Genomic DNA, 11,564 nt, shown 5'->3' with positions numbered 1-11,564 from the left:
CTCAACGCCACCATCGAGGCGGCGCGGGCCGGAGCGGCGGGCCGGGGCTTCGCGGTCGTCGCCGCGGAAGTGAAGGAACTCGCCGGACAGACGGCCAAGGCGACGGAGGAGATCACCGGCCAGATCGCGGCGATCCAGGCCTCGACGGGCCTCGCCGCCGGCGCGATCGGCGGAATCACCGCGCGGATCGAGGAGATCTCGGGCGTCGCGACCTCGATCGCCGCGGCGGTGGAGGAGCAGGGCGCGGCGACCCAGGAGATCGTCCGCAACATCGCGCAGGCGGCGGACGGCACCGGCGAGGTCACCGGCAACATCGCGGGCGTGGCGGGCGCCGCGGAGGAGACGGGCGCGGCGGCGAGCCAGGTGCTCGCCTCGGCCTCCGAGCTGTCGCGCCAATCCGCGCGCATCTCGAACGAGGTCGATCGCTTCCTGGCGCAGGTCAGGGCGGCCTGAGGGCCGGGCGGCCGCAAGGATGCCGGCGGCCGCCCCTCCCCTCACCCCACCGGCCGCTCGTCGGCGATGACCTTGCCGTCGTTCGGCAGGCTGCCCGGGGCGACGAGATCGACCGTGCCGCGCAGCTTCGTCACCGCCCGCAGGGTCTCGGCGACGCGCTCCGCCAGGGCGGCGTCGGGGGCGGGGCTCTCCGCCCGCAGCGCCATGGCGTCGGCCTCGTCGGCGCGGGTGACCACGAGGCGCAGGCGGCCGAGCTCGGGATGGCGGCGGGCGATCTCGGCGACCTGTTCGGGGCGCACGAACATGCCCTTCACCTTGGCGGACTGGTCGGCCCGGCCCATCCAGCCGCGGATGCGGCGACCGCCCGGCAGGAAGGCCGTGAGATCGCCCAGCGCGTAGCGGATCAGCGGCCGGTCGAGGTCGAGCACCGTGACGACGATCTCGCCGACCTCGCCCTCCGGCACCGGATCGCCGGTGCCGGGGCGCACGATCTCGAGGATCAGCCCCTCGTTGACGAGGAGGCCGGGCTCGCCCGGGGTCTCGTACGCGATGAAGCCGACATCCGCCGTGGCGTAGGCCTGGGCTGCGGCGATGCCGCGCTCCCGGAACTCGGCCTGGAGCGAGGCCGGGAAGGCGGCGCCGGAGACGAGCGCCTTCCCGAGCGAGGACACGTCCCGCCCGGCCTTGGCGCCGGCATCGAGCAGCACCTTGAGGAAGTCCGGCGTGCCGACATAGCCCGCCGGCCGGTAGGCCTCGATCAGGTCGAGCTGCTGCTCGGTGTTGCCGGGCCCCGCCGGGATCACCGCGCAGCCCAAGGCCCGCGCGGCGGTGTCGAAGATGAAGCCGCCCGGCGTCAGGTGGTAGCCGAAGGTGTTGAGGACGACCTCGCCGGCCCGGAAACCCGCGGCTTCGAGCGCGGGCGCGCCGCCCCACGGGTCGTCGCCGGCCCGCTGCGGCTCGAAGATCGGCCCCGGCGAGGTGAATAGGCGGGGAAACCCGCCGACCGCCCCCGGCACGAAGCCGCCGAAGGGCAGCTTCTCGCGCTGGCGCGCCGGCATCTCGCCCTTGCGCAGGACCGGCAGGCGGGCGAGCGCGGCGCGGTCGGTGACGGCGGCGGGGTCGATGCCGGCGAGATGCGCGGCGTAGGCCGGGGCCTCCAGGGCGGCCGCGAGGGCGGCCGGAAGGCGCGCGAGCAGCGCGGCGGGGTCCCGGGTCTCGATATCGGGCATGAAGGGGCGTCCTCCCGGAGATGAGCCCGCGCGTTGGCCGCGCGGTGCGTCAGGATCGATGGGGCCAGGATCGATGGGCCAGGCCGTTTCGGCGGAGCGCGGGCATTCGCGCCGGGCGGGCCGCCGCGACGCGCGCGACGACGGCCGTCCCGGCCGCATCCTACGACAGCGTGGGCGATCTCGACAGCCGGTCTCGGAGGAACGCCCGCCAGGGCGGGCACCAGCAAGACCGGTCAGGACGGACGGGACTCGGCTCGGCCATGGTGCGGGCATGGACCGACCGCCCACCCCCGACCTCGTCGCCGACACCCTCGCCTGGATCGAGGGCCGGCTCGACGAGCGCCTGACGCTGGCCCGCCTCGCCGACCGGGCGGGGCTCTCGCCCCATCACTTCTCGCGCCTGTTCACCGCCCGGATGGGCCTCGCGCCGATGGCGCATGTCCGCACGCGCCGCCTGGTGCGGGCGGCCCGGCGCCTCGTCGCCGAGCCCGGCCTGCGGCTCGTCGACCTCGCCTTCGAATCGGGCTTCGAGTCCCAGGAAGCCTTCACCCGCGCCTTCGGGCGCCATTTCGGCGTCAGCCCCGGCCGGTTCCGCCGCGGCCTCGCCCTCCCGGATGGAGACCCGCCCATGCCGCACCCCGCCGCGACCTCCCGCGCCGTCGCCCGCCTGCCCGGCCTCGCGACCCGCGACGCCTTCACGGTCGCCGGTCCGACGCGCCGCTTCGACCCGACGACCGCCGCCACCATCCCGGACCTCTGGTCGCGCCTGATCCGGGCCCTGCCCTTCGTCGACGGTCAGGTGCCGAGCTGGTCCACCTACGGCGTCGTCTGGAGCGCCGACCGGGAGGAGGGCAGCTTCGACTACCTGGCCGGCGTCGGCGTGCGGCCGGACGGCACTCTGCCGGCGGGCTTCGTGCGCAAGGCGATCCCGGCGGCGACCTACGCGGTCTTCCGCATCACCCTCGACGGGACCGCCCTGCCCCCGCAGGTCAAGGGCGCGATGGCGACGATCTGGGGCGAGCTGATCCCGGCCTCGGGGCTCACGGTGGCCGACGGCCCCGACTTCGAGCTCTATGACGGCCGCTTCGCCCCCGACCGGCCCGGCACCGTCATCGACGTGCACGTGCCCGTCATGGTGTGAAGGATCCACGTTCGGGGGAGCGGCCTCATCCCCTCTCGATACTGAAATTCTGGAAACGATCGTTTTCCATCGTTTCTATTTGTTGAGCTAACAAATGCCGGCACACTCCCTCCATCGACACCGCGCACCGCCCGGGCGCCCCGATGGAGACGACCATGAGCAAGCCCTACGCCCGCCTCGACCTCGACCAGGCCGTCGTCCTCCTGGTCGATCACCAGGCCGGCCTGATGTCGCTGGTGCGCGACATCGATCCCGACCGGTTCAAGAACAACGTGCTGGCGGTGGCCGACCTCGCCGCCTACTTCAAGCTTCCGACCATCCTCACGACCAGCTTCGAGGAGGGCCCGAACGGCCCGATCATGCCGGAGCTGAAGGCCAAGTTCCCGGACGCACCGTTCATCGCCCGCCCGGGCCAGATCAACGCCTGGGACAACCCCGATTTCGTCGCCGCCGTGAAGGCGACGGGGCGCCGGCAGCTCGTCATCGCGGGCGTCGTCACCGAGGTCTGCGTCGCCTTCGTGGCCCTGTCGGCGATCGCGGAGGGCTACGAGGTCTTCGCGGTCACGGATGCCTCCGGCACCTTCAACCCGCTGGTGCGCGACGGCGCTTGGAACCGGATGTCGGCGGCGGGCGTGCAGCTGGTGAACTGGTTCGCGGTCGCCTGCGAGCTGCACCGCGACTGGCGCCGGGACGTCGAGGGGCTGGCGACGCTGCTCGGCGACCACATCCCGGATTACCGCAACCTGATGACGAGCTACGCCGCCCTGCGGCCGCAGGCCTCCGGCGCCTGATCCGGCGCTATCATGGGAGACCGGCGGGGCCGTTCGGGGAACCGTCGGAGACGGGAAAGGCGCGGGCGATCCCCTCTCCCCGCCCGCGGGGAGCGGGGGAAACCCGCACCATTCCTCGAGCCGCTCCGGCGCGGGGGAGAGGTCACGACCTCCCCGGCACGCCCCCCGCCCCTCGCCGGCGCAGCAGCCGCCCGTCGATCGCCACCAGCCCGGCGCCGATCAGCGCCATGCCGAGGAGCTGGCGCGGCACCACCGGCTCGCCCAGCACCAGGGCGCCGAGGAGCAGCGCCGAGACCGGGATCAGGAAGGTGACGAGCATCAGGTTCGTCGCCCCGGCGCTCGCCAGCAGGCGAAAGAAGATCACGTAGGCCAAGGCGGTCGACAGTGCGGCGAGGCCGGCGACCGCCGCGACCACCGTGAGAGGAGGCATCCCCAGGGTCCAGGGCCGGTCGACCGCGAGGGCGACGGGCAGGAGCAGGGCCGTCGCGGCGGTGACCTGGCCGGCGGCGGCGGAGAGCGGCGGGATGCCCATGCGCTTGAAGCGCCGCCCGTAGAGGCCGGCAAAGGCGTAGGAGAGGGCCGCGAGCAGGATCGCGCCCTGCGCCAGGACCTCGGCCCCGAGCCCGGCCAGCAGCGAGGGCCCGACCATCACGGCGACGCCCGCGAGCCCCGCCAGCACGCCGGCGAGGCGGTGGGCCGTCAGGCGCTCGTCGGTGGTGAGGACGTGCGCCACCAGCACGCCGAAGAGCGGCGTGGTCGCGTTGAGGATCGCCGCGAGGCCCGAGGCGATGTGGGTCTGGCCCCAGGCGATGAGGCAGAACGGCACCGCGTTGTTGAGGAAGGCCGCCCCCAGGAAGGCGCGCCAGACGGACGCGCCCCGCGGCATCGGGATGCCCCGCAGCCGCAGCACCAGGGCGAGGATCGCGGCCGCGAGCCCGACGCGCAGGACCACCAGGGTCAGGGGCGGCAGCGCCGACAGGGCGATGCCGACGAAGAAGAACGAGCCGCCCCACAGGACCGAGAGGCCGAGGAGCAGGCCCCATTCGGCAGGGGTCATCGGGCGGTTGGCGGCGGGCTGCATCGGATTCTCCGGGCGAGGACGCCGCACCCTGGCGCACGGGATGCCCCTGCGGCATCCCGATCCTTGCGGCGCAATCCGCCCGGCGCTCAATCGCGCCAGAACGGCTTGTCCGCCTCGCGCACCGCATCGGCCCGCGAGAGGCCGACATCCTTCAGGAGCCCGTCGGGGCAGCGCGACAGGGCGCGGCGCTCGCGGCGTCGGTCGGCCCAGAGCTCGAGGCGCTCGACGAGCGAGACGGGGTTGCGCCGGCGCGCGGGCGCGAGGCGGACGATGGGAACGAGGCGCAGGTTTCCTCGGCCAGCGACGAGGCTCGTCATGGCTCTCTCCGGGTCGGACGATGGGGTTCGTGGAGAGAAGATTGCCTTTCGGGGACGGCGCGCGCAAACCAGATCGCCTCGTCCTTCGCCCCAGGAAATCTGGGCCACCGGGAGATCCGCACCATGGCTCGCGATCTCGGACCGCGCCGGCGCCTGCCGCCGCTCAACGCCGTGCGGGCCTTCGAGGCGGCTTCGCGCCACGCCACCTTCCACGAGGCCGGGGACGAGCTCGGGGTCAGTGCCGGCGCGGTGGCCCAGCAGGTGAAGATCCTGGAGGGCTGGTTCGGCTTGGCCCTGTTTCGCCGGCTGCCGAGCCGGGGCGTCGCCCTGACGCCGGCCGGCCAGCGCTTCGCGGCCACCGCCGGAGAGATTCTGGACCAGCTCGCCGAGGCGACCGCCCGGCTGCAGCGCCTGGGCCGGGACCACGTGCTGACCGTGAGCACCACCCATTCCTTCGCCAGCCTGTGGCTGATCCCGCGGATCGGCAGCTTCCGCGCGCAGCATCCCGACCTCGACGTGCGGGTCGTCGCCAACAACCGCCTGGTCGATTTCGCCCGCGACGACGCGGATCTCGCGATCCGGCACGGGCGCGGGCGCTATCCGGGCCTGCGCTCCGACCTGCTGATGCGCGACGTGGTCTTCCCGGTCTGCAGCCCGCATCTTCGCGACGGCGCGCCGCCGCTGCGCGCGCCCGACGACCTGGCGCGGCACACCCTGCTGCACGACGACGACCCGATCGACATCGAGGCGGTGGGCTGGCCGCAATGGCTGGCCGCCGCCGGGGTGCCCGGCATCGACGCCTCGCGGGGGCCCCGCTTCACCCACACCTTCATGGTCCTGCAATGCGCCACCGCGGGCGGCGGGGTGGGCCTCGCGACGCGGGTGCTCGGGGGCGACCTCGTCGCCGGCATCGGACAGGGCGCGACCGGCCTGGTACGGCCCTTCCCGGACGAGGTGGCGAGCCCCTACAGCTTCTTCCTCGTGACGCCGACCGAGACCGACGCCCCGAAGGTGGCGTGCTTTCGCGCCTGGATCACCGCGCAGGCGGAGGCGTGGGCCCGGTGAGGGCGGGGCGGGCGGCGTCCGCGTCCCCCGACCACGAGACGCCGCGCCCCTCGCCGAGCAGGATCCAGGAACCGGGATCGGGCCGCGTCCGGCCCGGCAGCAGGCGGCGGAGAAGGGCCGCGAGGCGCGAGAACCAGAACGACATCATCGAACGCGACTCCACGGGCAGGATCGGCCGGACAAGCGTGGCCGCGAGACCGTTGTGCCGCGGGGGAGCGATCGGTTCCATGACCGGGCGTCCCGATTCCTTGCCTGCCCGTCCGCATCGGCCACCCGTCAATCCCGCAACGCCGCATGGGCGGCGAGGAAATCGACGAAGCAGCGGATGCGCAGGGACAGCCGCTCGTGCCCGGCATAGAGCGCGTGGACGTCCTCGGCGTCGCCGGGGCTGAACGCCTCCAGCACCGGCACGAGGCGGCCCGCCGCGATGTCCTCCTCGACGTGGAACCGGGCGAGGCGGGCCAGCCCCGCGCCGCCGAGCGCCATCATCCGCACCACCTCGCCGGAATTGCCGAAGAAGTTGCCGCGCACCGGCCGCTGCGCCACCGCCCCGTCGATCAGGAACGGCCAGGTGTCGAGGGAGCGGCGGAAGCTGAAGGCGAGGCAGTTGTGGTGGGCGAGCGCATCCGGATGGGCGGGCAGGCCGGCCCGCGCGAGGTAGTCCGGGGAGGCCACCACCGCGAGGCGGCTGCGGCCGAGGCGCTTGGCCCGCAGGCGCGTGTCGCGCAACGGGCCGATGCGGATCGCCACGTCGGCCCGGGCCTCGACGAGATCGACCACGTCGTCGGTGAGCGCGAGGTCGACCCGCATCCTGGGGTGCCCGCCGAGGAAGCGCGGCAGGACCGGCAGGATCACCTTCGTGCCGAACGGCACCGAGGCGTTGACCCGCAAAAGGCCGCTCGGCACCGCCGCGTCGCGGCCGAACCCGTCCTCGATCGCGTCGAACTCGGCGATCAGCTCGGCGGCCCGGCGCAGGTACAGTTCGCCCTCCGGCGTCAGAGCCATCGACCGGGTGGTGCGTCGGATCAGGGAGACGCCGAGGCGCGCCTCCAGCCGCGCCACCGCCCGGCTCACCGCCGAGGGCGTGCGCCGCTGCGCCTTGGCGGCGGCCGCGAAGCTGCCGCGGCGCGCCACCTCCACGAAGGCCTCCATCTCGCCCAGGCGGTTGTCCATGGCCGGCCCATTGTTGCGTCCGATGCACGATCATCGTGCCGGCCCGCGCGCTGGTCATCAATCGCCCGCGTCGTCATCTCGGGGTCTCACGAATGGAGGCCCTCCGGGGTCTCCCAGACGGAGACCACAGCCATGGACCTCAGGATCGGCGGCCGGACCGCCCTCGTCACCGGTGCCACAGCGGGCATCGGCCTTGCCATCGCCCGCCGCCTCGCGGCGGAGGGCGCCGCGGTCGTGCTGCCCGGCCGCAACCAGGCGAAGCTCGACGCGGCGGCCGCGGCTATCGCGGCCGAGCCCGGCGCCCGGACGCCCCGGACGGTGCTGGCCGACCCGGCGACGGCCGAGGGCGCGGCGGCGTTGATCGCGGCGGTGCCGGAGGTGGATATCCTCGTCAACAACCTCGGCATCTACGAATCGAAGGCCTTCGAGGCGATCACCGACACGGACTGGCACCGCCTGTTCGAGGTCAACGTCGTCTCGGGCGCGCGGCTCGCCCAGGCCTACTTCCCCGGCATGCTGGCGCGGAATGCCGGGCGGATCGTGTTCGTGTCGAGCGAATCCGGCCTCGTGCCGCCCCCCGACATGCTGCACTACGCGGTGTCGAAGACCGCCCAGCTCACCATCGCCCGGGGCCTGGCGCAGCGCACCCGCGGCACCGGCGTGACGGTGAATTCCGTGCTGCCCGGCCCGACCCGTTCGGAGGGCATCGTCGACTTCCTGAAGAGCGTCGCCTCCGATCCGGACGCCCCGGCGGCGGCGCTGGAAGAAGAATTCTTCCGGGTCCACCGCCCGCTCTCGCTGCTCGCCCGGATGATCGAGCCCGACGAGATCGCCGGCCTCGTCGCCTACCTGGCGAGCCCGCTCGCCGCCGCCACCAACGGCGCGAGCCTCCGGGTCGAGGGCGGGATCGTGCCGACGATCGCCTGAGCGGGACCGCCCGCGGCGCCAAGCGTGGCAAGACAGGCGAAACCGGGCGCAGGCTCGGCCGTTGAGGGGGGATGCCCGCTACGGAAGGCCCCGCCCGGTTGCTCCGCGTCCTCACCTACAACGTCCGCCGCTGCCTCGGCGCCGACCGCCGCCTCGATCCGGCGCGCATCGCCGCGGTGATCGCGGCCTGCCGGGCGGACGTGGTGGCGCTCCAGGAGCTCGATGTCGGGCGCGCCCGCAGCGGCGGGATCGATCAGGCGGAGGTGATCGCCGCCCGGCTCGGGATGCGCTCGCACTTCCATCCGGCGATGCGGGTGATGGAGGAACTCTACGGCGACGCGATCCTGACCGCCCTCCCCTCCCGGCTGGTGCGGGCGGAAGGGCTGCCGGAAAGCGCCGGCCGCGAGCCCCGCGGCGCGCTCTGGGCCGCGGTCGGCGTCGGCGACGCCGAGGTGCAGGTCGTCACGACCCATCTCGGCCTCGACCGGCGCGAGCGGGCGGCGCAGGCGGCGGCGCTCCTCGGACCCCGCTTCCTCGGCGATCCCGCCTGCCGCGATCCGGTGGTGCTGCTCGGCGACTTCAACGCCCTGCCGGGCTCGGCCGTCCACCGCCGCCTCGCCGCCCGGCTGCCGGACGCGGAGGGCCCCGTCCGGCGGGCCTGGGCGCGGCCGACCTTCCCGGCCCGCCTGCCGCTCCTGCGCATCGACCACGTCTTCGTCAGCCGCGGCGTCGCGGTGCGGAAGGTGCATCGAGTCCAGGGCCGCCTCGCCCGGACCGCCTCCGACCACCTGCCCCTCGTCGCCGACCTCGACCTCGCGCCGGACGTCGCGCCCCCTGCCCTCGCGCTCCGGGAGGAACCCGCGTGACGACGACACAAGACCAGGACCGCGAAAAGACTTCCGCCCGGCGCCGGTTCTGGACCATCCTCGCCACCCTCGTCAGCGTCGCGCTCGGCGGCTACCTGCTCTACCGCACGCTCTCCGGCTACAGCCCGGGTCAGCTCGTCGACGCGGTGCGGGCCCTGCCGGCGAGCCGGCTCCTCGCGGCCGGGGGGTTTGCCGCCGCGAGCTATCTCTGCCTCACCGGCATCGACTGGCTGGCGCTCCGCGCCGCCGGCAAGCCCCTGCCCTATCCCCGGGTGGCGCTGGCCGCCTTCATCAGCCTGTCGCTCGGCCACAGCATCGGATTCGCCGGCCTCAGCAGCGGGGCGATCCGCTACCGGTTCTACACCCGCTGGGGCCTCGGCACGGCGGATGTCGCCAAGGCGGTCCTGTTCTGCGGCGTCACCGTGGCGGTCGGCCTGATGGCGCTCGGCGCGGTCGCGGTGCTGGTCCATCCCGGTCTCGCCCAGGAGGTGACGGGGCTCGGCACCGGTGCCGTCCTGGCGGCGGGCCTCGCCTGCGCGGCCTGCGTCGCGGCCTATCTCGGCCTCGCCGCCTGGTGGCGCAAGCCGCTGACCTTCCGGCGCTGGTCGATCGAGATGCCGCCGCTGCCGCTCGCCGCCGCGCAGGTGGCCCTGGGCGCCGTCAACTTCGCCCTGGTCTCGGCTTGCCTGCACCAGGTGCTCATGGCGGTCTCCGACGTCGGCTACCTCGCCGTCGCCTCGGTCTTCGTCATCGCCAACGCGGCGGTGCTCATCACCCACGTCCCGGGCGGCGTCGGGGTGATCGAGAGCGTGGTCGTCCACCTCCTGCCGAAGACCGACGTGATCGGCCCGCTCATCGCCTTCCGGTGCATCTACTTCCTGGTCCCGCTGGCGCTCGGCCTCGTCGCCTTCGCGGCGACCGAGGCGGTGTTCCGGTGGCGCGATGCGGGCGGGGCGCGCAGCCCTACCCCGTCCCGAACGGCCGCTCCGGGTCGAGCAGCTCGGAGCTGACGAGCGGATCGAGCAAGCCCTCCTCCTCCGGCACCTCGCAGACCCGCAGGCTGCGGGGACCGCCCATGTGGCGCCGGATCGCCGCGATCAGGCCGTCCCGCTCGGCGGCCTCCGCCAGCACCTCGGGCGCCACGCCCAGGTGCTCGGCCGCCAGGCGGTCGCGCAAGGACAGAATCGCCCGGCGCTCCTCGGGCGTGCGGGCCTCGACCGCGAGGTCGCATTCGGTGTCGAGGGCGACCGAGCGGTTGTTGAGGTTCGAGGAGCCGATGCGCAGGAACCCGTCGTCGACGATGACGAGCTTGGCGTGGACCTCGATCTCGCACTCTTCGCCGTCGGCGCCCGGCACGACCGGATAGGCCACGAGCAGGCGCCCGAAGCGGTCGATGGCGCGCAGGCGGCGCAGCACCCGGTCCCGCGGCGTGCCCATGGCGACGCGCTCGGTGAAGTTGTGCGAGCGGCGCGTGATCACCACGACGATCTCGGGTCCGTCCTCCGCCGTGAGGTGGGCGGCGAGCGCGTCGGCCACGAAGTCGGCGGTGAGGTACTGCGCCTCGAGGTAGAGGGTCTTTCGGGCCGCGGCGAGCGACGCGGCGGTGAGCGCCGCCGCCTCCTCGACCGAGGGCTCGTCGCCCTGGAGCGGCATGGTGCGGGCGATGGCGACGGGCATGTCGGTGAAGAGCGGCGCCAGGTCCCGCGGCCAGACCGGCGCGGCGCCGCGGACGGGCGCCAGCACCTCGCCGGTGGCGGCGCGCCAGCGCTCGCGGGCGATCGCGCCGATCCGCGCGGCCGCCTCGCCGTCCACCGCCATCTGGAGGTCGTGCACCGGGGGATAGAGCTCGCCGTCGGGGTTGGTGCGCAAGGGGTCGCCGGCCGTGTGGGCGGGGGTGTCCCAGCGCCCGACCGTCAGGTCGATGCCGCCCGAAAACGCGATGCGGTCGTCGATGCAGACGAGCTTCTGGTGGTGGGCGGCATAGAGCGGGTGGTGGGTGTCGAGGCGCAGCTCGACCCGCGGATGCGATTCCCACTCGGCCCCGAACAGCAGCGGCAAAGCCGCGCCCGGCCCGTGCAGGGTGGCGACGCTCCAGACCAGCACCCGTACCTGGAGGTCCGGCCGCCGCGCCGCGAGGTCGCGCAGGAGCGGCCCGAGCGGGGGCGACTCCTCCGGCGACGCGTCGTGGCGCAGGCGGATGCGCCCGTCGAAGTCCCAGCCGACGATCAGGATCGAGGATTGCGCCTGGCGCAAGGCCTCCTCCAGACGGGCGAAGTACTCGGCGGAATCGACCATCACGGCGACCCGCTCGGCCCGGGCCACGCACCAGCAGGTGCGGCCGGGCTGAAACAGGGTCTCGGTCGCGGGCGCGAGGGCCGCGGGTTCGCCGGTCACGGGGTGCTCGTCGCTCATCGGGCCTGTCCGGTCATGAGACGCTCGTTCCCTCCTGCACGCCTAACGGTGTCGAGTGCCGGAACGGCAAGCGGAGCCATCCGTTCCGAACGCCGGCCGCCCCCAGGCG

13 protein-coding genes are annotated in these 11,564 nt (G+C 74.0%); 7 read left to right on the top strand and 6 right to left on the bottom strand.

Going from position 1 to position 11,564, the window contains the following annotated elements; genetic code table 11:
* The coding region (locus QR78_RS10440; RefSeq protein WP_048427451.1) for a methyl-accepting chemotaxis protein at nt 1-453 on the top strand (453 nt) is incomplete at its 5' end.
* Nucleotides 454-494: 41 nt separating this feature from the next.
* On the opposite strand, the gene QR78_RS10435 is transcribed toward QR78_RS10440, so the two are convergent.
* On the bottom strand, nt 495-1,682 hold the full coding sequence (locus tag QR78_RS10435; protein WP_048427450.1) for a phenylacetate--CoA ligase family protein: 1,188 nt from the start codon (nt 1,680-1,682) through the stop codon (nt 495-497).
* A 271-nt stretch (nt 1,683-1,953) separates the two neighbouring features.
* On the opposite strand from QR78_RS10435, the gene QR78_RS10430 reads away from it, so the two are divergent.
* A complete protein-coding gene (locus QR78_RS10430; RefSeq protein ID WP_048427449.1) occupies nt 1,954-2,823 on the top strand; it encodes an AraC family transcriptional regulator in 870 nt (289 codons plus the stop codon).
* 155 nt (nt 2,824-2,978) lie between these two features.
* The gene (ycaC, locus tag QR78_RS10425; RefSeq protein ID WP_048427448.1) at nt 2,979-3,614 is read left to right on the top strand and encodes an isochorismate family cysteine hydrolase YcaC; all 636 of its coding nucleotides are present in this window, start codon (nt 2,979-2,981) and stop codon (nt 3,612-3,614) included.
* A gap of 142 nt (nt 3,615-3,756) precedes the next feature.
* Here the strand turns inward: ycaC and QR78_RS10420 are convergent, their stop codons facing one another.
* Entirely contained in the window at nt 3,757-4,695 is a 939-nt protein-coding gene (locus QR78_RS10420; protein ID WP_048427447.1) for a DMT family transporter, read from the bottom strand.
* Nucleotides 4,696-4,781: 86 nt separating this feature from the next.
* Nucleotides 4,782-5,012 carry a DUF1127 domain-containing protein gene (locus QR78_RS10415; protein ID WP_048427446.1) on the bottom strand — a complete coding sequence of 77 codons (231 nt, stop codon included), beginning with the start codon at nt 5,010-5,012 and terminating at the stop codon, nt 4,782-4,784.
* A gap of 123 nt (nt 5,013-5,135) precedes the next feature.
* On the opposite strand from QR78_RS10415, the gene gcvA reads away from it, so the two are divergent.
* A complete protein-coding gene (gene gcvA, locus QR78_RS10410; RefSeq protein WP_048427445.1) occupies nt 5,136-6,077 on the top strand; it encodes a transcriptional regulator GcvA in 942 nt (313 codons plus the stop codon).
* Here the strand turns inward: gcvA and QR78_RS10405 are convergent.
* A complete protein-coding gene (locus QR78_RS10405) occupies nt 6,046-6,240 on the bottom strand; it encodes a hypothetical protein (protein ID WP_125940039.1) in 195 nt (64 codons plus the stop codon). The two genes, gcvA and QR78_RS10405, sit on opposite strands and share 32 nt — an antisense overlap.
* Nucleotides 6,241-6,353: 113 nt before the next feature.
* Nucleotides 6,354-7,250, bottom strand: a complete 897-nt coding sequence (locus QR78_RS10400) for a LysR family transcriptional regulator (RefSeq protein WP_048427443.1) — start codon at nt 7,248-7,250, stop codon at nt 6,354-6,356.
* Nucleotides 7,251-7,382: 132 nt separating this feature from the next.
* Here QR78_RS10400 and QR78_RS10395 point away from each other — a divergent pair, with 132 nt between their 5' ends.
* The 3 genes from QR78_RS10395 (at nt 7,383) to QR78_RS10385 (ending at nt 10,053) form a co-directional block, all read left to right on the top strand.
* Nucleotides 7,383-8,177 (top strand): SDR family NAD(P)-dependent oxidoreductase, encoded by a 795-nt coding sequence (locus QR78_RS10395; protein ID WP_048427442.1) that lies wholly within the window; start codon nt 7,383-7,385, stop codon nt 8,175-8,177.
* A gap of 98 nt (nt 8,178-8,275) precedes the next feature.
* Nucleotides 8,276-9,043, top strand: coding sequence for an endonuclease/exonuclease/phosphatase family protein (locus QR78_RS10390; protein WP_048427441.1), 768 nt, complete (start codon nt 8,276-8,278; stop codon nt 9,041-9,043).
* Nucleotides 9,040-10,053 carry a lysylphosphatidylglycerol synthase transmembrane domain-containing protein gene (locus tag QR78_RS10385; protein WP_082171731.1) on the top strand — a complete coding sequence of 338 codons (1,014 nt, stop codon included), beginning with the start codon at nt 9,040-9,042 and terminating at the stop codon, nt 10,051-10,053. The genes QR78_RS10390 and QR78_RS10385 overlap by 4 nt, the downstream gene beginning before the upstream one ends.
* Here the strand turns inward: QR78_RS10385 and QR78_RS10380 are convergent.
* Nucleotides 10,007-11,455 carry a phospholipase D-like domain-containing protein gene (locus QR78_RS10380; RefSeq protein ID WP_048427440.1) on the bottom strand — a complete coding sequence of 483 codons (1,449 nt, stop codon included), beginning with the start codon at nt 11,453-11,455 and terminating at the stop codon, nt 10,007-10,009. The genes QR78_RS10385 and QR78_RS10380 overlap by 47 nt on opposite strands.
* Nucleotides 11,456-11,564: the final 109 nt, after the last annotated feature.

The sequence above is a fragment of the Methylobacterium indicum genome, from assembly GCF_001043895.1.
GTDB classification, from domain to species: Bacteria; Pseudomonadota; Alphaproteobacteria; order Rhizobiales; family Beijerinckiaceae; genus Methylobacterium; species Methylobacterium indicum.
Note: the sequence above shows the minus strand (reverse complement) of the source record. Positions and strands in the feature narration are given on the sequence as shown.

What these genes read in the sequence shown, in the direction of transcription:
- QR78_RS10435 (WP_048427450.1), bottom strand. Translation starts at nt 1,682, where the DNA reads ATGCCCGATATCGAGACCCGGGACCCCGCCGCGCTGCTCGCGCGCCTT.
- QR78_RS10430 (WP_048427449.1), top strand. Translation starts at nt 1,954, where the DNA reads ATGGACCGACCGCCCACCCCCGACCTCGTCGCCGACACCCTCGCCTGG.
- ycaC (WP_048427448.1), top strand. Translation starts at nt 2,979, where the DNA reads ATGAGCAAGCCCTACGCCCGCCTCGACCTCGACCAGGCCGTCGTCCTC.
- QR78_RS10420 (WP_048427447.1), bottom strand. Translation starts at nt 4,695, where the DNA reads ATGCAGCCCGCCGCCAACCGCCCGATGACCCCTGCCGAATGGGGCCTG.
- QR78_RS10415 (WP_048427446.1), bottom strand. Translation starts at nt 5,012, where the DNA reads ATGACGAGCCTCGTCGCTGGCCGAGGAAACCTGCGCCTCGTTCCCATC.
- gcvA (WP_048427445.1), top strand. Translation starts at nt 5,136, where the DNA reads ATGGCTCGCGATCTCGGACCGCGCCGGCGCCTGCCGCCGCTCAACGCC.
- QR78_RS10400 (WP_048427443.1), bottom strand. Translation starts at nt 7,250, where the DNA reads ATGGACAACCGCCTGGGCGAGATGGAGGCCTTCGTGGAGGTGGCGCGC.
- QR78_RS10395 (WP_048427442.1), top strand. Translation starts at nt 7,383, where the DNA reads ATGGACCTCAGGATCGGCGGCCGGACCGCCCTCGTCACCGGTGCCACA.
- QR78_RS10380 (WP_048427440.1), bottom strand. Translation starts at nt 11,455, where the DNA reads ATGAGCGACGAGCACCCCGTGACCGGCGAACCCGCGGCCCTCGCGCCC.